General features: G+C 53.0%; 21 protein-coding genes and 1 tRNA gene. 13 read left to right on the top strand and 9 right to left on the bottom strand.

Annotation, left to right across the window (positions count from 1 at the left end; translation table 11 throughout):
• The first annotated feature begins 8 nt into the window (after positions 1-8).
• Positions 9-1391: a serine endoprotease DegQ gene (gene degQ / locus QNH99_RS19670; RefSeq protein WP_096011457.1), complete on the top strand. Its 1383-nt coding sequence runs from the start codon at positions 9-11 to the stop codon at positions 1389-1391.
• 89 nt (positions 1392-1480) lie between these two features.
• Positions 1481-2542: an outer membrane-stress sensor serine endopeptidase DegS gene (gene degS / locus QNH99_RS19675; RefSeq protein WP_096011456.1), complete on the top strand. Its 1062-nt coding sequence runs from the start codon at positions 1481-1483 to the stop codon at positions 2540-2542.
• A gap of 118 nt (positions 2543-2660) precedes the next feature.
• Here degS and epmA read toward each other — a convergent pair whose 3' ends face one another.
• A complete protein-coding gene (gene epmA / locus QNH99_RS19680) occupies positions 2661-3638 on the bottom strand; it encodes an elongation factor P--(R)-beta-lysine ligase (protein ID WP_063878119.1) in 978 nt (325 codons plus the stop codon).
• 134 nt (positions 3639-3772) lie between these two features.
• Here epmA and QNH99_RS19685 point away from each other — a divergent pair, with 134 nt between their 5' ends.
• The gene (locus QNH99_RS19685) at positions 3773-4297 is read left to right on the top strand and encodes a lipocalin family protein (protein ID WP_096011454.1); all 525 of its coding nucleotides are present in this window, start codon (positions 3773-3775) and stop codon (positions 4295-4297) included.
• A gap of 40 nt (positions 4298-4337) precedes the next feature.
• On the opposite strand, the gene QNH99_RS19690 is transcribed toward QNH99_RS19685, so the two are convergent.
• The 3 genes from QNH99_RS19690 to efp all read right to left on the bottom strand — a co-directional run bounded on the left by QNH99_RS19690 (position 4338) and on the right by efp (position 5322).
• The gene (locus tag QNH99_RS19690) at positions 4338-4472 is read right to left on the bottom strand and encodes an entericidin A/B family lipoprotein (protein WP_014606758.1); all 135 of its coding nucleotides are present in this window, start codon (positions 4470-4472) and stop codon (positions 4338-4340) included.
• Between the two features lie 102 nt (positions 4473-4574).
• Positions 4575-4706 carry an entericidin A/B family lipoprotein gene (locus QNH99_RS19695; RefSeq protein ID WP_074180990.1) on the bottom strand — a complete coding sequence of 44 codons (132 nt, stop codon included), beginning with the start codon at positions 4704-4706 and terminating at the stop codon, positions 4575-4577.
• A 49-nt stretch (positions 4707-4755) separates the two neighbouring features.
• Positions 4756-5322 (bottom strand): elongation factor P, encoded by a 567-nt coding sequence (efp, locus tag QNH99_RS19700; RefSeq protein WP_013024304.1) that lies wholly within the window; start codon positions 5320-5322, stop codon positions 4756-4758.
• A gap of 40 nt (positions 5323-5362) precedes the next feature.
• Here efp and epmB point away from each other — a divergent pair, with 40 nt between their 5' ends.
• Positions 5363-6391 carry an EF-P beta-lysylation protein EpmB gene (epmB, locus tag QNH99_RS19705; RefSeq protein ID WP_063878117.1) on the top strand — a complete coding sequence of 343 codons (1029 nt, stop codon included), beginning with the start codon at positions 5363-5365 and terminating at the stop codon, positions 6389-6391.
• Positions 6392-6556: 165 nt separating this feature from the next.
• Here epmB and QNH99_RS19710 read toward each other — a convergent pair whose 3' ends face one another.
• From QNH99_RS19710 to QNH99_RS19725, 4 genes are all read right to left on the bottom strand, one after another.
• Positions 6557-6907, bottom strand: coding sequence for a DUF4156 domain-containing protein (locus tag QNH99_RS19710; protein WP_063878116.1), 351 nt, complete (start codon positions 6905-6907; stop codon positions 6557-6559).
• A gap of 191 nt (positions 6908-7098) precedes the next feature.
• On the bottom strand, positions 7099-8748 hold the full coding sequence (gene groL, locus QNH99_RS19715) for a chaperonin GroEL (protein ID WP_063878115.1): 1650 nt from the start codon (positions 8746-8748) through the stop codon (positions 7099-7101).
• 48 nt (positions 8749-8796) lie between these two features.
• Positions 8797-9090, bottom strand: coding sequence for a co-chaperone GroES (locus tag QNH99_RS19720; protein ID WP_014606761.1), 294 nt, complete (start codon positions 9088-9090; stop codon positions 8797-8799).
• 233 nt (positions 9091-9323) lie between these two features.
• Positions 9324-9785, bottom strand: a complete 462-nt coding sequence (locus tag QNH99_RS19725; protein ID WP_096011453.1) for an FxsA family protein — start codon at positions 9783-9785, stop codon at positions 9324-9326.
• A 322-nt stretch (positions 9786-10107) separates the two neighbouring features.
• On the opposite strand from QNH99_RS19725, the gene aspA reads away from it, so the two are divergent.
• The 9 genes from aspA (at position 10108) to QNH99_RS19770 (ending at position 18090) form a co-directional block, all read left to right on the top strand.
• The gene (gene aspA, locus QNH99_RS19730) at positions 10108-11544 is read left to right on the top strand and encodes an aspartate ammonia-lyase (protein WP_063881083.1); all 1437 of its coding nucleotides are present in this window, start codon (positions 10108-10110) and stop codon (positions 11542-11544) included.
• A gap of 114 nt (positions 11545-11658) precedes the next feature.
• Positions 11659-12960 (top strand): anaerobic C4-dicarboxylate transporter, encoded by a 1302-nt coding sequence (locus tag QNH99_RS19735; RefSeq protein ID WP_410517100.1) that lies wholly within the window; start codon positions 11659-11661, stop codon positions 12958-12960.
• Positions 12961-13017: 57 nt separating this feature from the next.
• Entirely contained in the window at positions 13018-13332 is a 315-nt protein-coding gene (cutA, locus tag QNH99_RS19740; RefSeq protein ID WP_172897589.1) for a divalent cation tolerance protein CutA, read from the top strand.
• Positions 13308-15005: a protein-disulfide reductase DsbD gene (locus QNH99_RS19745; RefSeq protein ID WP_410517101.1), complete on the top strand. Its 1698-nt coding sequence runs from the start codon at positions 13308-13310 to the stop codon at positions 15003-15005. Before cutA ends, QNH99_RS19745 begins: the two co-directional genes overlap by 25 nt.
• A 64-nt stretch (positions 15006-15069) precedes the next feature.
• Positions 15070-15648: a division control transcriptional repressor DicD gene (dicD, locus tag QNH99_RS19750; RefSeq protein ID WP_063878111.1), complete on the top strand. Its 579-nt coding sequence runs from the start codon at positions 15070-15072 to the stop codon at positions 15646-15648.
• Between the two features lie 106 nt (positions 15649-15754).
• Positions 15755-15830, top strand: a tRNA-Phe gene (locus QNH99_RS19755).
• Positions 15831-16339: 509 nt separating this feature from the next.
• Positions 16340-16783, top strand: a complete 444-nt coding sequence (locus QNH99_RS19760) for an STM2901 family protein (RefSeq protein ID WP_096011451.1) — start codon at positions 16340-16342, stop codon at positions 16781-16783.
• Between the two features lie 4 nt (positions 16784-16787).
• Positions 16788-17102, top strand: a complete 315-nt coding sequence (locus QNH99_RS19765) for a DUF1493 family protein (RefSeq protein ID WP_063878109.1) — start codon at positions 16788-16790, stop codon at positions 17100-17102.
• Positions 17103-17367: 265 nt separating this feature from the next.
• On the top strand, positions 17368-18090 hold the full coding sequence (locus QNH99_RS19770) for a hypothetical protein (protein ID WP_096011450.1): 723 nt from the start codon (positions 17368-17370) through the stop codon (positions 18088-18090).
• Here QNH99_RS19770 and QNH99_RS19775 read toward each other — a convergent pair.
• Positions 18082-18585, bottom strand: coding sequence for a DUF4400 domain-containing protein (locus QNH99_RS19775; protein ID WP_410517692.1), 504 nt, complete (start codon positions 18583-18585; stop codon positions 18082-18084). The genes QNH99_RS19770 and QNH99_RS19775 overlap by 9 nt on opposite strands.
• Positions 18586-18744: the final 159 nt, after the last annotated feature.

Consider the following 18744-nt stretch of genomic DNA (forward strand, 5'->3'; position numbering starts at 1 on the left):
TTGTAGCAATGAAAAAACAAGCACGACTGTTAAGCGCATTAGCCTTGAGTATTGGAATGAGTCTTGCCGCTGCGCCCGGCGCGATGGCGACGCTGCCCGCACAGATTCAGAGCCAGCCCCTGCCGAGCCTGGCCCCAATGCTGGAAAAAGTGTTACCTGCGGTGGTCAGTGTGCATGTTGAAGGCACGCAGTCTGATTCCCAGGCCCAGGCTCAGGATATCCCCGAGCCGCTGAAACGCTTCTTCGGCCAGTTGCCTGGCGGCGGGCCAGGCCAGCCTCAACCCTTTGAGGGACTGGGTTCCGGTGTCATCATCGATGCCGCCAAGGGCTACGTTCTGACCAACAATCACGTGGTCAATGGTGCTGACAAAATCAACGTTCAGCTCGGCGACGGCAGTGAATATGATGCCAAACTCATTGGTCACGATGAGCAGACCGATATTGCCCTGATTCAGATTCAGGGCGCGAAAAACCTGACACAGATAAAAGTGGCCGATTCTGATCAACTCAAAGTCGGCGACTTTGCCGTTGCCATTGGTAATCCCTTTGGCCTGGGTCAGACGGCAACCTCAGGGATTATCTCAGCGCTGGGCCGCAGTGGCCTGAATCTCGAAGGGTTGGAAAACTTTATTCAGACCGACGCCGCCATTAACCGGGGTAACTCGGGTGGCGCACTGGTTAACCTGAACGGCGAGCTGATCGGCATTAATACCGCCATTCTGGCCTCCAGCGGCGGCAATATCGGCATTGGCTTTGCTATTCCCAGCGATATGGCAATGAACCTGGCACAGCAGCTGATTAAGTACGGCGAAGTGAAACGGGGTCAGTTGGGGATTAAAGGCACTGAGATGACCGCAGATATCGCCAAGGCGTTTAACGTGGACGCTCAGCGTGGCGCATTCGTCTCTGAAGTGCTGCCGCAGTCTGCTGCTCAAAAAGCCGGTATCAAGTCAGGCGATATCATCGTTTCGGTCAACGACAAACCGATCACCAGCTTCGCAGAACTGCGGGTGAAAATCGGCACAACGGCACCGGGCGAGAAAGTTAAGCTTGGCCTGTTGCGTGAAGGGAAACCGGTGAGCGTCGATGTCACCCTTGAACAAAGTGCCCAGACGACAGCCAGCGCACAGCTGCTTTCTCCGGCACTGCAAGGCGCAACGCTGAGCGACGGTCAGACCAAGACCGGCGATAAAGGCGTGAAAATTGATGCCATCGAAAAAGGGACGCCTGCCGAGCAGGTTGGTCTGCAAAAAGATGACGTTATCATTGGTGTCAACCGCACGCGGGTTCAGAACATTGCCGAAATGCGCAAGGTGCTGGAAGCCAAACCACCGGTGATGGCACTGAATGTGGTACGCGGTGAAGAAAGTATCTATCTGTTATTGAGATAAACCACGCATTACGGCGGACACAAGCGCGTGTGTGTCCGCCGCTCTCATGTTATTCTCCCCAGCGTTCTCCCCTGACGTGATTTAACACCATGTTTCTTAAACTCTTGCGTTCAGTGGTGTTGGGACTGATTGTTGCGGGCATCTTGCTCGTGGCGCTGCCCGCACTGCGTTTGGGCAGTGCTGCCCTGTATAGTCAAAATGACAGTAACGACGAAACGCCCTTTGGCTTCAATCAAGGGGTGAGGCGTGCCGTGCCTGCCGTTGTGAACGTTTACAACCGCAGCGCACATGGGAACAACAACCGCGGTATCACCACGCTGGGTTCGGGCGTGATTATGAATACCAAGGGCTACATCCTGACCAACAAGCACGTCATCAACAATGCCGATCAGATTATCGTCGCCCTGCAGGATGGCCGTTTTTTTGAAGCCACTCTGGTCGGTTCAGATGCCATGACCGATTTGGCCGTGTTGAAAATTACCGCCTCTAATCTGCCGGTTATCCCCATTAATCCCAAACGCGTCGCGCATATTGGCGATGTGGTGATGGCTATCGGCAACCCCTACAACCTGGGACAAACGGTTACCCAAGGCATTATCAGTGCGACAGGCCGTGTGGGGCTTAGCTCTTCAGGCCGCCAGAACTTCCTGCAAACCGATGCCTCCATCAATCAGGGGAATTCAGGCGGTGCGCTGATCAACTCACTGGGCGAACTCATGGGCATTAACACCCTGACGTTCGATAAAAGCAGCGATGGCGAAACGCCAGAGGGGATCGGTTTTGCTATTCCCACGCCGCTGGCGTCCAAAATCATGGATAAGCTGATCCGCGATGGTCGGGTGATACGCGGCTATATCGGGATCACCGCCCGAGAGGTGCCGCCGTTACACGGTCAGGGCAACAGTCTTGATCGGGTTCAGGGCATTATCGTCAGCGTGGTTACCCCCGGCGGGCCTGCTGAGAAAGCCGGTATTCAGGCAAATGATGTGCTGCTGAGCGTAGACGGTAAACCGGCTATATCGGCACAGGAAACCATGGACCAGGTTGCTGAAATTCGCCCCGGATCGGTAGTTGATGTCCAGGTGCTGCGCAATGACAAGAAGCTGACGCTACCGGTAACGATTCTGGAGTTTCCCGATAACAGTCAGTAGGTCAGGTAAGCCGGCGCCCGGCGCAATGCGGTGAAGGGCAATCCTGGCCCTCCAGATGTTCTGCCTGCGCGGCGCGGCTTTTCAGCTGCGCCGGTTTTCAGGGCTGGGGCGGCAAGACTTAGCAGCGGTCCACCGGAAACGCGATCACCTCAGACAGCGATTCTGCGTTCAGTGCCAGCATGATCAAACGATCCACACCCAGAGCGACGCCAGAACTGGCCGGCATACCGTGTTCCAGCGCGGCCAGCAGGTAGGTATCAATGGGATGTTGCGGCAGACCGCGCGCCGCACGCCGACGGTTATCCTGTTCAAAGCGCTGACGCTGTTCACGGCTGTCGGTGAGTTCACGGAAACCATTCGCCAGCTCAATACCTTTGTAGTAAACCTCAAAGCGTTCAGCCACCCGATGGTCTTCGGTGCTGATCTCCGCTAATGCCGCCTGGCTGGCCGGAAAGTGATAGATAAAGCACGGCTTGTCCTGGCCAATTTTGGGTTCAACGCCCAGCATAAACAGCAGCATCAGCAAGGTATCGCGATCGTCTTCCCGGCTCGCCAGCTCGCCCTCACCCAGTTTTTCCGCCGCTTCGCGCAGCTGCGCTTTGTCAGCGGAAAGCGGGTCCAGCTCAAGATGGCGAATAAAGGCCTGCTGATAAGAGAGCGACTCTGCGCTGTCACACTCCAGTACCTGCTGCAGCAGATCATCAACTTCATTCATCAACCGGTACATATCATAGTGGGGGCGATACCACTCCAGCATGGTGAACTCAGGGTTGTGATACCGGCCGGCCTCTTCATTGCGGAAACTGCGGCCCATTTGATAGATGGGGCCACTTCCGGCAGCCAGCAGGCGTTTCATGTGGTATTCCGGGCTGGTCATCAGCCAGAGGTCGCGGCCTTCGGACATGCCAGGCCCGACAAAGCGCGTCTGGAAGGGCACCAGATGGATGTCAGTGATTGTGGCCTGACTCATCGCTGGCGTGTCGACTTCCAGTACGCCACGATCGGCGAAGAAACGACGTACTTCAGCAATGATGGCTGCGCGTTTAATTAAATTGGCAATGGAAGCGCCAGGTTGCCAGCTTGCCGTTTCACTCATGGTGATGACTCCAGATACAAATAAGGGAGGGAAGTCTACTCGCAATGTGGGTGGCAAACAATCGTGGCGCAAACCTGTCCAGGAAACGGCGGGGGTTCTATAATTAACAGGCTAAATCACAAAGGAATCTTTTTATGTCTCCATGGAAAACATTGGTCGCCAGCGTAAGTGCATTTCTGTCTGTTGCCTGCTCAACTACCCCGCCGAAAAACGTTACCGTCATTGAAAACTTCGACAGCCAGCGTTACCTCGGTCAGTGGTACGAGATCGCCCGGCTGGATCATGGCTTTGAACGCGGCCTGGAACAGGTCACGGCAAATTACAGCCCGCGTGAGGATGGCGGTCTGAAAGTTGTTAATCGCGGCTATAACGTCAAAAAACAGCGTTGGCAGGAAAGCGTAGGCAAAGCTTACTTTACTGGCGACAAGCAGCGTGCGGCGCTGAAGGTCTCGTTCTTTGGTCCATTTTACGGTGGCTACAACGTGATAGCGCTGGATTCCGACTACCGATATGCGCTGGTATGCGGCCCTAACCGCCACTACCTGTGGATTCTTTCACGGACGCCGCAGTTGGATGACGGCGTGAAACAAAAGCTGGTGCAGCAGGCACGCCAGGCCGGTTTCCCGGTTGATGAGCTGATTTGGGTTAAGCAGGGATAAAAGAAAGCCGGTACGAAAAGGTTCGTACCGGTTTTTTCATTTACTGCGCACTGCGCTGAATCGCGTGGCCGCCCGCTTCAACGTCTTCGCCAACGCCGCGCGTGGTGTTGCAGCCAGAAAGCAGTGCAGAGAACATCATCACAGAGAAAATCGCAACAATACTTTTCTTTAACATATCCATATCCTTTTTGATTGCATTATAAGTACAGCTTTTAAAGCATAGACTGATTACGCAACGCCGCGAGCCTGAGCTGCGGAAAAAGGAAACGTGGATAAGTTATTTAGCCGCGCGAGAGATAGCGCCGCCCAAGTGAGAAACATCTTCGCCAAAACCGTGGAAGGTGTTACAGGCGCTTAGTCCAGAAGTGACAAGCAACGCCAACGCGATAAGTTTTGCCCGTTTTTTCATGGTGAACTCACTCAAGAAAAAGGCGCATCAGAGAATGCGCCTTTCATGTTTATTTTACGCGTGACACGTATTCGCCAGAGCGGGTGTCAACTTTCACCACCTCACCAATCTGCACGAACAATGGCACTTTAATGACTGCACCCGTTGACAGTGTCGCTGGCTTGCCGCCTGTACCTGCGGTATCACCTTTCAGGCCTGGGTCGGTTTCAATGACTTCTGCCTCAACAAAGTTTGGTGGCTGAACCGCAATCGGTTTATCGTTCCATAAGGTTACGATACACTCCGCGTTGTCCTGCAACCACTTCTGTACTTCGTCCAGCACTTTTGCTTCAACCTGATACTGCTCAAAGCTTTCAGGGTGCATGAAGTAGTAGAAATCACCGTCGTTGTAAGAATACTGCAGCGTCATATCCTTCACGTCTGCGCCTTCGGCAGAATCCGTTGATTTGAAGGTTTTTTCAACGCGTGAACCGGTCAGCAGACGACGCATTTTTACACGTGCAAACGCCTGACCTTTACCCGGCTTAACGAACTCGCTTGATTCGATGGCATAAGGTTCGCCTTCGAACATGATTTTAAGACCGGGACGGAAATCGTTGCTAAGATAAGTCGCCATAAAGGCCCTCTGTAGATATTAACTGGTAATAGCCAAAAAAATGGCACACATTGTAACCCTAAATTCCCCTTCCAGAGAAGATTGGTTGCAGCAACTTGCTGATGTTGTCACTGATCCTCATGAATTACTGCAACTTTTAGCGCTCGACCATCATCCGGATCTGGCTGCTGGCAGTGACGCACGCCGACTTTTTGCGCTGCGCGTGCCGCGCGCCTTTATCCAGCGGATGAAAAAAGGCGATGCACGGGACCCGCTCCTGCTACAGGTACTGACCAGCCGTCAGGAGTTTATCGACGCGCCAGGTTATAGCACCGATCCACTCGATGAACAAAATAGCGTGGTGCCGGGATTACTGCACAAATATAACAATCGTGCCTTGCTGTTGGTCAAAGGCGGCTGCGCCGTGAACTGCCGTTACTGCTTTCGCCGTCATTTTCCTTACCAGGATAATCAGGGCAACAAGCGTAACTGGCAGGCCGCGCTGGATTATATTGCCGCTCATCCGGAACTGGATGAGATTATCTTTTCCGGCGGCGATCCCTTAATGGCAAAAGATCATGAGCTGGCCTGGCTCATTGACGCGCTGGCCGCTATCCCGCATCTGAAACGGCTACGTATTCACAGCCGACTGCCGGTGGTGATCCCGGATCGCATCACGGCAACGCTGTGTCAGATGCTGGCTGAGACGCGGCTTCAGGTATTGATGGTAACCCATATCAACCACGCCCGTGAGATTGATGAGGCACTCTGCGATGCCATGCTGCGCCTGAAACGTGCTGGCGTTACGCTGCTTAATCAGAGCGTGCTGCTGCGCGGCGTGAATGATGAGGCGCAAACCCTGGCGGCGCTGAGCAATGCGCTGTTCAATGCCGGCATTCTGCCCTACTACCTGCATGTGCTGGACAAGGTGCAGGGCGCGGCGCATTTCTATGTTTCCGATGAGGAAGCCCGCGCGCTGATGCGCGGCCTGTTGCCCTTAGTCTCCGGTTATCTGGTGCCTAAGCTGGCACGAGAAATCGGCGGCGAGCCGAGCAAAACGCCGCTGGATTTACAGCTTCGTCAGGAATAAAAACGCAGTCGCCTGGGCGGTCAATCACCCATGCTCATGGCCGCCCGGACAGACCACGCGTCCGGCGCTCACAGGCCGTGAATACGGCGACAACACATCAGCCATAAAAAAACGACCGGCTCGCAGGCCGGTCGTCTCAAAAACTCTGCTTATTTCAGCGGACAATCAGTTAGGGCACTTATAAACCTGGCCAGTCATTTTGCTGTCGAGTGGCGCAAAGGCTGACAGCAGATTTTGTGTCGGGCTGGTCGCACCATAAATGACATTGCCGCCCATCTCTGCTGCACGGTTACGCAGGTCGTTAGCTGCACCACGCAGTGCGCTGGTTTCACCACCGGCTCCGCTTAACCAGTTACTTTGCGAGCCGGTCAGGCTACCCAGAAGCTGACATTGTTTGCCAGGTTGCTGGTCGGTAAAGGTGACGCGCTGACCAGCAGAAGTCAGGTCGGTAGAGCTGCTGCAGCCTGTAAGCAATAACGCACCAGCCGTAAGACCGAGCAAGAGGTTAATACGCATTATAATCCCCATTTATTATCATCAGTGTCGGATGGCAGCGTAGCAGAAAAACACGCATTTTTTCTGAACATTCATTGCCCTAATCCGTGCCAACGTCACCGTTGCGCCACTACTTATACCTTTTCCTCAGCAAAAGAAAAACCCCCGACCGTTTCCGATCGGGGGTTCTTATGACGCAAGCGTCAGGGCAATTACATCATGCCGCCCATACCGCCCATGCCACCCATACCGCCAGCGCCTGCACCTAAGTCTGGTGCATCGCCTTTCGGCAGGTCAGTGACCATACATTCGGTGGTGATCATCAGGCCAGCAACCGACGCCGCGTACTGCAGAGCAGAGCGAGTCACTTTGGTTGGGTCCAGAATACCGAAGTCGATCATGTTGCCGTATTCTTCAGTCTGCGCGTTATAACCGTAGTTACCGTCGCCTGCTTTCACGTTGTTTGCTACAACAGAAGGCTCTTCGCCGGCGTTAGATACGATTTGACGCAGTGGTGACTCCATTGCGCGCAGCGCAACTTTGATACCCACGTTCTGGTCTTCGTTCTGACCACGCAGCTCGGTCAGCAGGGCTGCAACGCGAACCAGCGCCACACCACCACCCGCAACCACACCTTCTTCTACCGCAGCACGGGTTGCGTGCAGGGCATCTTCAACGCGGGCTTTTTTCTCTTTCATTTCAACTTCAGTTGCTGCGCCCACTTTCAGTACGGCAACACCGCCTGCCAGTTTCGCGACGCGCTCCTGCAGTTTTTCTTTGTCGTAGTCAGACGTGGCTTCTTCGATCTGCTGACGAATCTGGGTTACGCGGCCCTGAATAGTAGCCTCTTCACCTACGCCATCAATGATGGTGGTGGTGTCTTTGTTGATCACCACACGCTTCGCCTGACCCAGATCTTCCAGGGCTGCTTTCTCCAGTTCCATACCGATCTCTTCAGAGATAACGGTACCACCGGTCAGGATAGCGATATCCTGCAGCATGGCTTTACGACGGTCGCCGAAGCCAGGCGCTTTAACCGCAGCCACTTTCACGATACCGCGCATGGTGTTAACCACCAGGGTCGCCAGCGCTTCGCCTTCGACGTCTTCCGCGATGATCAGCAGAGGTTTGCCGGCTTTCGCAACGGCTTCCAGCACTGGCAGCATTTCACGGATGTTAGAAATTTTCTTGTCAGCCAGCAGGATGAACGGTGATTCCAGCTCAATTGCGCCCGTCTCTGGCTTGTTGATGAAGTAAGGAGACAGGTAGCCGCGATCGAACTGCATACCTTCAACCACGTCCAGCTCGTCCTGCAGACCGGTGCCTTCTTCAACGGTGATAACGCCTTCTTTGCCCACTTTTTCCATTGCCTGAGCAATCAGTGTACCCACGGTTTCATCGGAGTTCGCAGAGATGGTACCAACCTGAGCAATGGCTTTAGAGTCTGAGCAAGGCACAGACAGTTTTTTCAGTTCTTCAACCGCAGCGATAACCGCCTGGTCGATACCGCGCTTCAGATCCATCGGGTTCATGCCCGCCGCAACGGCTTTCAGGCCTTCGGTGATGATGGACTGCGCCAGAACGGTTGCAGTGGTGGTACCGTCGCCCGCAGCGTCGTTCGCTTTAGAGGCCACTTCTTTCACCATCTGTGCGCCCATGTTTTCGAACTTGTCTTCCAGCTCGATTTCACGCGCAACAGAGACACCATCTTTAGTGATGGTCGGTGCACCAAAAGATTTATCCAGAACCACGTTACGGCCTTTCGGGCCCAGGGTAACTTTTACTGCATCTGCCAGTACGTTCACGCCACGCAACATTTTTACGCGTGCGTCATTACCGAATTTTACGTCTTTAGCTGCCATTTCAAATTTCCCTTAAATTCGTTTCGTTCAGTGAATTACGCGTAAAACTTACGCTTCAACAATCGCCAGAATGTCGCTTTCAGAGATGATCAGGACTTCTTCGTTGTCGATTTTTTCAGTTTTGGCACCGTAGCCTTCGCTGAAGATCACTACGTCACCAACTTGTACGTCCAGCGGCTTCACTTCGCCACTTTCAAGGATACGGCCTTTGCCCACAGCCAGAACTTCACCACGAGTGGATTTGCCTGCTGCAGAACCGGTCAGCACAATGCCACCCGCTGACTTAGCTTCAACTTCTTTACGCTTCACGATGACACGATCGTGTAATGGACGAATTTTCATTTGATAGCTCTCCTTTGAGAAGTCCAATCATTCATTTTTGGGTTGAATACCGGGCTGTGTGGCTTCCGGCCTCGTGACCAGAGAGATAGGGCCGCGACCTGACACTTTCAAGGGGGCAACCCACAAATTTTTTTAGTCTGATGGCACAACTGGCGACTTTTTAGACAAACCAGGCGAACTGGCTAAAAGACAAACAAAAAGCGCGACCTGAGGTCGCGCCTGAGAGGCAGAGATTAACGATCTTTAGGATCATCATGATGTTCAAGACGATCGCTGTCTTTGCGTTCGAACTCGCCGTCCATCGTGTAACCACTGTCCGGGCCTGCGCCGGGTCCACGCCAGACGCGCAGATGCGGCATCAATTTTAACGTCAGGTGTTTCTGCACCGGCGGCAGTAACAGCAGCAAGCCCAGCAGGTCGGTAAAGAAACCGGGCAGCAGCAGCAGGAAACCGGCAATGATCAGCGAAACGCTTTTCACCATTTCCTGCGCCGGGCTTTCGTTACGCGCCAGCTTCTCCTGCATCAGCATAAAGTTTTTCATGCCCTGGTTTTTAACCAAAGACACGCCAATGCATGAGGTGAAAACCACCAGCAGCATAGTGAGCAGCACGCCGAGGACGTGTGCAACCTGAATGAAAAGCGAGATCTCAATCCAGGCCAGTACGAAAAAGATCACTAACGGTAACCAGCGCACCGGATTCTCCTGTGAGTCAGGCTGCCCGGTTGATCGCCCGGCAGCGTGTAAATTCATGATGACAAGATACAGAGATGGTCATTAAGGCCGCCCATTTCAACCACATCAGGCAAATTTTTGCTTCAGGGTTAAATTTGTGAGCGATTTCACATATTGTTAACGTAACGATGCCAGTAAGGTGATCTCTGTTCGCGCTTTTGGGCTGGGTCAGAATAGGATCGTGCTCCCCCGCCTGAATACGGATAAAATAGCGGTTCTGGCGCTTCCCCACAAAACAAACACATCATCTGCGATGGTTAGCAGTGACAACAAGAAGGTTATCATGGCGAACAACATTCGTATCGAAGAAGACCTGTTAGGCATGCGCGAAGTTCCGGCGGATGCTTATTATGGCGTTCATACTTTGCGTGCGATTGAGAACTTTTACATCAGCAACAGCAAAATCAGCGATATTCCTGAGTTTGTTCGCGGCATGGTGATGGTGAAAAAAGCGGCGGCAATGGCTAACAAAGAGCTACAAACCCTGCCGCGGGATATCGCCAACATCATTATTCAGGCCTGCGATGAAGTGCTGGACAAAGGTCGCTGCATGGACCAGTTCCCGGTCGATGTGTATCAGGGCGGTGCGGGCACCTCGGTGAATATGAATACCAATGAGGTGCTGGCGAATATTGGCCTGGAGCTGATGGGGCATCAGAAAGGCGAATACCAGTACCTGAATCCAAACGATCACGTTAATAAATGTCAGTCTACCAATGATGCTTACCCGACCGGCTTTCGCATCGCGGTTTACAGCTCCCTGTTGAAATTGCTCGACGGCATCAGTCAGTTAGCCGAGGGCTTCCAGCGTAAAGCTGACGAATTCCAGACCATCTTAAAAATGGGCCGAACGCAGTTACAGGATGCCGTTCCTATGACGCTCGGCCAGGAATTCCACGCATTTAGCGTGCTGCTAAATGAAGAGACCAAGAGCATTTTGCGTACCGGCGAACTGCTTCTGGAGGTTAACCTGGGGGCGACCGCCATCGGTACACGCCTGAATACGCCAGATGGCTACCAACAGTTAGCCGTGCAGAAACTGGCCGAGGTCAGTAACCTGGCGGTGGTGCCAGCGGAAGATCTGATAGAGGCCACCTCCGACTGCGGTGCCTACGTTATGGTGCACTCGTCCCTGAAGCGCCTGGCGGTGAAACTCTCTAAAATCTGTAATGACCTGCGCCTGCTCTCTTCTGGCCCGCGCGCCGGACTCAATGAAATCAACCTCCCGGAGCTGCAGGCCGGTTCCTCTATCATGCCTGCCAAAGTGAATCCGGTCGTGCCTGAGGTGGTGAACCAGGTGTGCTTTAAGGTGATCGGCAACGATACAACGGTCACGATGGCCTCCGAAGCCGGCCAGCTGCAGCTTAACGTGATGGAGCCGGTGATTGGCCAGGCGCTGTTTGAATCGGTCAGCATCCTGACCAACGCCTGTTACAACCTGCTGGAAAAATGCATCAACGGCATCACGGCCAACAAAGCGGTCTGTGAAGCCTACGTGTTTAACTCCATTGGTATTGTCACCTACCTGAACCCGTACATTGGTCACCATAATGGCGACATCGTCGGCAAAATTTGCGCCGAAACCGGTAAAAGCGTGCGCGAGGTGGTTCTGGAGCGCGGCTTGCTTACCGAAAGCGAGCTGGACGATATTTTCTCCGTGCAGAACCTGATGTATCCGGTTTACAAAGCCAAACGTTATACCGATGAAAACGAACAATAAGGCTTAATTGCACTTACTGATGTAAAAGGCACATCGTAATCAAAACGATGTGCCTTTTTGTTTGTTAAAAGGATGAGTTTGCTCGTCGACTCATCACAATTTCGGGAGTGGCACATGTTCTTGATTGAGCTGTTTATCGTCTTGCTGGCGATTTGGCTGGGCGCGCGCCTTGGCGGTATCGGCATTGGGTTTGCCGGCGGCATGGGCGTGCTGATCCTGACGCTGGGTTTTGGTATGAAGCCGGGGGTTATCCCCTTTGATGTGATCGAAATTATCATGGCCGTCATCGCCGCGATTGCAGCCATGCAGGTGGCGGGCGGGATGGATTATCTGGTCAGCCTTGCCGAGCGGTTACTGCGCCGTCATCCCCGTTATGTCACTTTTCTTGCGCCACTGGTGACCTATATGATGACTCTGCTGGCTGGCACCGGTCACACTGCATTCTCCACCTTACCCGTCATTGCCGAAGTGGCGAAGGAACAAGGCGTCCGCCCTTCCCGGCCTTTATCAATTGCGGTTGTCGCCTCTCAGGTCGCGATTACCGCCTCCCCCATTTCCGCTGCAGTGGTGTTCTTTGCCACGCTGCTGGAACCGCGTGGGGTGAGCTATATCATGCTGCTGGCGATTGCCATTCCGGCCACCATGGTTGGGCTGTTTCTTGCCGCCCTGGTGACCAACTTCCTGGGTAAAGAGCTGAAAGATGATGAGGTCTATCAGGCGCGACTGGCTAAAGGCGAAGTGACGCTGCGCGGTGCCACGGTTTACCAGGCGAAGCCCGGGGCCAAAAAATCGGTCCTGCTCTTTCTGGTCGGTATTGCCGCCGTGGTGATTTACGCCACAGTCACCAGCGAAAGCGTCCACCTGATCGCTAACCCGCCGCTGCCGCGCAATGAGGCGATCGTCGTGTTTATGCTCACCATTGCTACGCTGATCAGTCTGACCTGCAAAATTGATACCGGTGCTATCCTCAGCGCCAGCACCTTCAAGTCCGGCATGAGTGCCTGTATCTGTGTGATGGGCGTGGCCTGGCTGGGCGATACCTTTGTGAAAGCCCATCTGACAGACATTCAAATGCTGGCGGGCGACACGCTAAAAACCTACCCATGGATGCTGGCGCTGGTGCTGTTCTTCTCTTCCATGCTGCTCTATTCGCAGGCGGCCACCGCAAAGGCCCTGCTGCCCGCCGCGTTAGCGCTTGGCGTGACACCGCTGACGGCTATCGCCTCTTTTGCCGCCGTTTCTGCGCTGTTTGTCTTACCCACCTATCCCACGCTGTTGGCCGCTGTCGAGATGGATGATACCGGTTCGACCCGAATCGGTAAGTTTGTGTTCAATCATGCCTTTATTATTCCGGGCGTGCTGGCTATCACCTTGTCCGTCATGTGTGGCTTTATCTTTGGTGGACTATTGCTGTAATCACAGCGGCGCGGTGAACGTGCTACTATCGGCGTTATTTCCAGGAGATTCCTCATGATGAACGCCGTAGTCATCCTCTGTACTGCCCCGGATCAGGCCTGTGCGCAACAGTTGGCAACCCAGGCGCTTCAGGCCAGGTTAGCCGCCTGCGTCACCCTCTTACCCGGAGCGACCTCCTGTTACATCTGGCAGGGCCAACTGGAGCAGACCAGCGAAGTTCAGATGTTACTCAAATGCGACACTGCGCATCAGCAGGCCCTGATCGACCTGCTCAAGCACGCGCATCCTTACGATGTACCAGAGCTGCTGGTACTGCCGGTTCAACATGGAGACAGTGAATACTTGTCATGGCTGCACGCATCTCTCGCTTAATCACCCTGGTTCTGGCGCTGTTTATCTGCCTGCAGGCGCAGGCTGACCTGTTTGCCCCAAATACCACCAGCCGCTTTCTGCCCGTTGATCAGGCTTTTGCCTTTGATTTCGATCAGCACGACTCGCAGCTTAATCTGCACTGGAAAGTCAAAGACGGCTATTACCTTTATCGCCAGCAAATCAAGGTCGTCCCCCATGATGCCCGCATTGCGCCCTTAGCCCTGCCCGCGGGCCAGCCGCATGAAGACGAATTTTTTGGCAAAAGCGAGATTTATCCCCAGGATCTGAGCGTGCCCGTCATGCTGCAGCAGGCGGCGCAAGGGGCGACCCTCAGCGTGACTTATCAAGGCTGTGCCGCCGCAGGCTTCTGTTATCCACCCGAAACCCGCAGCATTCCCCTTTCGCCGGTAGCTGCCACCGCCAGTGCGCCAGCCGTTAAGTCTGTAAGCACCAGTAGTCCTTTGCCCTTTTCACCCCTGTGGGCGCTTCTGATTGGTATCGGCGTTGCCTTTACGCCGTGCGTATTGCCGATGTATCCACTGATCTCTGGCATCATCCTTGGCGGTAAGCGTCACTATTCGCTGGGCAGGCTGTTTGCACTGGCCATGGTCTATGTGCAGGGGATGGCGCTCACTTATACCGTGCTGGGTGTGATCGTGGCGGCGGCTGGCCTGCGTTTTCAGGCGGCCTTACAGCATCCTTATGTGCTTATCAGCTTATCGGTGCTGTTTATTCTGTTAGCCCTGTCGATGTTTGGCCTTTTCTCGCTTCAGCTCCCCGCCAGCGTACAAACCCGCCTGACACTGTGGAGCAACCGTCAGCAGGGCGGCTCACTGCCGGGCGTTTTCCTGATGGGCGCGCTGGCAGGCTTAATCTGTTCGCCCTGCACCACCGCGCCACTCAGCGCCATTCTGCTGTATATCGCCCAGAGCGGTAATCTACTGGCCGGCGCTGGCACCCTGTGGCTGTATGCTGTCGGTATGGGATTACCGCTGATCGCCGTGACGCTGTTTGGTAATCGCTTCCTCCCCAAAAGCGGCCCCTGGATGCAGACCATCAAAGAAGGGTTTGGCTTTGTCATTCTCGCGCTGCCGATCTTCCTGTTGGAGCGGATACTCGGCGATCTGTGGGGCATGCGTTTGTGGAGCCTGCTGGGCGTGGCGTTCTTTGCGTGGGCATTTAGTGCCAGCTTACGCGCCAGCGGCGGTAAATGGCACGTGGTACAAATTATTATGCTGGCCGCCGCGCTGATCAGCGCCCGCCCGTTGCAGGACTGGGCTTTCGGCAGCGGCGCACCGCAGCAAAACATCGCACACCTTCCCTTTCAGTCTGTTCAAACCGTAGAACAGCTAGACCAGGCCCTGCAGCAAGCACAGGGGCGCATCACCATGGTGGATCTCTATGCGGACTGGTGCGTGGCCTGTAAAGAGTTTGAGAAATACACCTTTAGCGACAGCGCGGTTCGTGACAGTCTGAACAATGTGCAGCTGTTGCAGGCTAACGTCACGGCGAACACAACCACCGATAATGCGCTGTTGCAGCACCTGAACGTGCTAGGGTTACCCACGATTCTGTTCTTTGATGCGCAAGGAAAAGAGATTCCGGGATCGCGTATCACCGGCTTCCTGAAGGCAGATGATTTTCGTGCGCATTTGCAGAAATTGCGCGAGTAAACAAAACTGGAACCAGGACCCAGTCTGTTGATCAAAACAGGCCTGAATACCAGAGGAAAACGATTTGCAACGTGAACAGATACTCGACCATGCATTAAACGTACTTGAGCAAAATGGTCTGGCGGCCACGTCATCGCTGAAAATCCTGGCCGATGATATGCAGCTCAGCCTGACGCAGCTTGAGCAATTCTGGCCCGATCGTGACGCGCTGCTCTACGATGCATTGCAGTTTCACGCCCAGCAGATTGCACAGTGGCGTCATGACATTTTGCAGAATGACGCCCTGCGCCCGGACCAGAAGCTGATGGCTCGCTATGAAGGATTAAACGAGCAGGTCAGCAAGGGCCGCTTTCCAGGCTGCCTGTTTATCGCCGCCTGCAGTTTTTATCCTCAGCCTGACCAGCCCATCCATCAGCTGGCAGAAAAGCAGAAGCGCGCCTCATGGCAATTTACGCATAGCATCTTAACCTCGCTTGGCCTGGATAATCCCAGTATGGTTGCCGATCAGATGGAGCTGATCCTCGAAGGCTGCCTGAGCAAACTGCTGGTTAAACGTAATGTGCAGGACGTTGATGTGGCTAAACGCCTGGCGGAAGACGTATTGAGCATCGCTCTCTGCCGTAAAAACGGCGCGCTGGCCTGAGTTTTTGCGTCTTTGACTGAAATTCAGGCAATCAGTCACGTTTTACGTGGTTTTTTGATCAAAGCCGTTGACGGCCTGCGGCCTTTACGGTTTAATGCGCCCCGTTGCCCGAATAGCTCAGTCGGTAGAGCAGGGGATTGAAAATCCCCGTGTCCCTGGTTCGATTCCGGGTTCGGGCACCACAAATTTGAAACCCTCGCTTCGGCGGGGGTTTTTGCGTTTTGGGGCTTTTAAAGCTGCGCCTCAGTGGGTGAGTAAACTCGATTTAGGTGATGGTAAGGTTTTGATTTCCAGGTTTGGAGTGATTGTCGAGATTTCTACGAAAGGGTGCACGGAGCAGGCGAGCGGTGATAGCACTGATGAGCAATGCCCCGATCGCCAGGAGCAACAAGCAGGTTCGGGGTAGGTAAACTCGTACTAAATTCCAGAAATGCATTAATGGGGATCGCTGTAAGAGAGAACGACATAATGAGACATGCATTGTTAGGCATCGTAATGAAAGGAGGTCAACGGCACATGTACGGCTCTCACAGGTAACAGATCAGGGTGAGAATGACGCAACCGCGCACGCCTGGCAGCAGTAAAATCTTGATGAATTTCTGAAAATAAAAGCAGATTGTTTCTGGCGAAAAGCGCGTCGGCTGGGCGATGATTAACTACACAATGCACTTACAGGTGGAGCTGATGTCGCATGGACACGACCGAACAGCTGGGCGGGAAGTATTACTTTGATGGTATGAGTGTGGATAAAGAAGAGTTGCTGATGTGGCTTATTCTTGACGAGTTCACTAAAACCTTCAGCAACATCACGGATCTTCTCGCCGTGGCCTCAATGCTTGCCAGCCTGCCATTTATTCCTGTCTCAGGAAAACTGGATGCGAAGACGTCCACGACTGGTACCAGCCCTCTCTCAATATCAATGCGCAAACTAATCAGAAAACGATTTGCGAAAAAGCGCAGGACGCTGACTATCGGTAGCATGATTCGGGGGAGATGGGCCTACACGACGAGCGTTGGCGCTTACGTTGGTCGCTGGGTACCTTGGGTAGGTGCCGTTATTACTGCCCGTGACATCTACATCATTACGAATAACGTCATACATCGCTACCGACTGATAACGGGTGAAAAGGATTAAGCTCATGGAAACTTCAGTTCAGGTCAGAAACCTGCTTAAAAAATACTTCTGGGAAATGGCAGATGATGTCTCACTGAGTACAGGGAATCAGATGGTGCTGCCTGAAGAGGCCGCTGATTTTATTGAAGAGTACGCAGAGAAGTTTGGCGTCGACATGACCCATTTTGAGTTCAGGAAATACTTTCCTAACGAGGGCATACGCTTCCTGCCTAATGCCATACTGCCTAAATTCATGCGTACCGACCATCATGAACCTGCCGCTCTTACCGTCAGAATGCTGATTGAGTCGGCTGAAGCCGGACGCTGGCTTTTCCCCTAAACGATACGATGACCTATAAAGTTAAGTCTGGGATAAATGAATGACATTAATACTGCGAGAAGCAAGACATTCTGATGCTTCGCTCCTGAACGAGCTGGGTGTCAGAACATATACCCAACATTTTGAGCAGTGCTGGAACCGTGTTAAGGATCTGTTGCCTTGGCGAGTGAGTTTAAATTCTTGATAATCTTGTAATATGTACATGCAATAATTAACTTTAGCTCCATCTAATCGCTAATGGACAGAAAATGAGGTCGTCAGTTAAATGCTGATCACACGGGATTTTTTCAAAATTCAGCTTGAATTTGCTGCTTATGTAACTTCTGTCACAGACGTGTCGCTGGGTGCTGCAATCATGGATTATACAAATATTTATATCCGGCTGGGATTTGGACGGGATTTCGATACCAATAACCCGGAGTGGTTAGAATACGTTGGTGGCCTAAAAAGCACCCCAGTTAGTAATGCGATATATACCTATGAAGTCTGGAAGTCGAGAGCCGAAGTGCAGCCACCAGATGTAATAGCTATTTCGGGTTGTTTTTCATGCGGATATGAGTCCGGAAACACTGCAAGGATGCATTTCGAAAATCGAGAAGGTGAAAAAGAGTCACCATTGAGCTATAGCCAGCGGGAAATGAGATATACAGAATTGCGGGAACTGTTTCGGTTTGTACTGACATCCCATCCTGAAATTGAAAATGTTTGCGGGCTTTCATGGTTATACAATATAAGTGCATACCAGAGACTTTTTCCTCCGCAATATATAGCTTCTTCGAAGCCTGTTACCGGTAAGTACCGGAACATGCCCCTTTGGGGACAGTTTTTGCGTAGAAATGGGGAGATAAGAACTGACAAGGCTGATTTATTTTATGAAAAACTTAGTCGAAAACCTTCATTAAGTGAGATCTCAACGTGTTTTCCACTGCAGCCTCTGGTAGTCAAATCTCCTGTTAAGGTGTTTCAACATTATTTCGCTTTATACTAGTTCTCTTGTCTCGTGTTTAAAACCCGGATTCTGTAAACACGGTTTGCATATTACGCTTACAAATCCCCTTTTGAGCCATAAAAAAAAAGCCTGCAGCAGCGCAGAGAGCAGCAAAAACAGATTTGACCAGACTGCTGTTAGCCAGGCCTGATACAGCATGCAGGGTCCGTACTGCGCCGGTTTGATAAAGCGTTTGGCGTGGTGACAGACAAAACTCGATTCGTAACCCGCCCCGTAGCGACGCAGATCGCGCCTGACCAGCCCCTCAACCATGCCGGTGATAATCACCAGGCCGAATAGCGGCATACTGAGAAACAGGATCATCACGCGAATAAAGAAAATCAGCGTCACCCAGAGCGTGTGGCCTGCAGATACTCTCCCAAAGGTTAATAGGTTTGCGCCAAAACCGTTTACAGCAGGAATGAGGCCGCTTCCTTTTCGACTCGTTTCCCTGGAAGAGGCCAGCCAGTGACTGAATCCACTGTCTACAAACAGCCTGTGTCACGCGGCCTGTACCCAGCGGGTGAGGGTTTCCACCGGCGTGACCATCACCAGGCTTCGTGTATATCCCGATGCAAGGACATCTCAAGACCGGAGACGACAAACATGAAAAATCACAGGAATATAACGGGAAATAGCCATCTGAACATCACA

This window comes from Pantoea allii (assembly GCF_046529425.1).
GTDB classification, from domain to species: domain Bacteria; phylum Pseudomonadota; class Gammaproteobacteria; order Enterobacterales; family Enterobacteriaceae; genus Pantoea; species Pantoea allii.

Coding starts and splice junctions, on each gene's coding strand:
- degQ (WP_096011457.1), top strand. CDS start 9: ATGAAAAAACAAGCACGACTGTTAAGCGCATTAGCCTTGAGTATTGGA.
- degS (WP_096011456.1), top strand. CDS start 1,481: ATGTTTCTTAAACTCTTGCGTTCAGTGGTGTTGGGACTGATTGTTGCG.
- epmA (WP_063878119.1), bottom strand. CDS start 3,638: ATGAGTGAAACGGCAAGCTGGCAACCTGGCGCTTCCATTGCCAATTTA.
- QNH99_RS19685 (WP_096011454.1), top strand. CDS start 3,773: ATGTCTCCATGGAAAACATTGGTCGCCAGCGTAAGTGCATTTCTGTCT.
- QNH99_RS19690 (WP_014606758.1), bottom strand. CDS start 4,472: ATGTTAAAGAAAAGTATTGTTGCGATTTTCTCTGTGATGATGTTCTCT.
- QNH99_RS19695 (WP_074180990.1), bottom strand. CDS start 4,706: ATGAAAAAACGGGCAAAACTTATCGCGTTGGCGTTGCTTGTCACTTCT.
- efp (WP_013024304.1), bottom strand. CDS start 5,322: ATGGCGACTTATCTTAGCAACGATTTCCGTCCCGGTCTTAAAATCATG.
- epmB (WP_063878117.1), top strand. CDS start 5,363: ATGGCACACATTGTAACCCTAAATTCCCCTTCCAGAGAAGATTGGTTG.
- QNH99_RS19710 (WP_063878116.1), bottom strand. CDS start 6,907: ATGCGTATTAACCTCTTGCTCGGTCTTACGGCTGGTGCGTTATTGCTT.
- groL (WP_063878115.1), bottom strand. CDS start 8,748: ATGGCAGCTAAAGACGTAAAATTCGGTAATGACGCACGCGTAAAAATG.
- QNH99_RS19720 (WP_014606761.1), bottom strand. CDS start 9,090: ATGAAAATTCGTCCATTACACGATCGTGTCATCGTGAAGCGTAAAGAA.
- aspA (WP_063881083.1), top strand. CDS start 10,108: ATGGCGAACAACATTCGTATCGAAGAAGACCTGTTAGGCATGCGCGAA.
- QNH99_RS19735 (WP_410517100.1), top strand. CDS start 11,659: ATGTTCTTGATTGAGCTGTTTATCGTCTTGCTGGCGATTTGGCTGGGC.
- cutA (WP_172897589.1), top strand. CDS start 13,018: ATGAACGCCGTAGTCATCCTCTGTACTGCCCCGGATCAGGCCTGTGCG.
- QNH99_RS19745 (WP_410517101.1), top strand. CDS start 13,308: ATGGCTGCACGCATCTCTCGCTTAATCACCCTGGTTCTGGCGCTGTTT.
- QNH99_RS19760 (WP_096011451.1), top strand. CDS start 16,340: ATGGACACGACCGAACAGCTGGGCGGGAAGTATTACTTTGATGGTATG.
- QNH99_RS19765 (WP_063878109.1), top strand. CDS start 16,788: ATGGAAACTTCAGTTCAGGTCAGAAACCTGCTTAAAAAATACTTCTGG.
- QNH99_RS19770 (WP_096011450.1), top strand. CDS start 17,368: ATGCTGATCACACGGGATTTTTTCAAAATTCAGCTTGAATTTGCTGCT.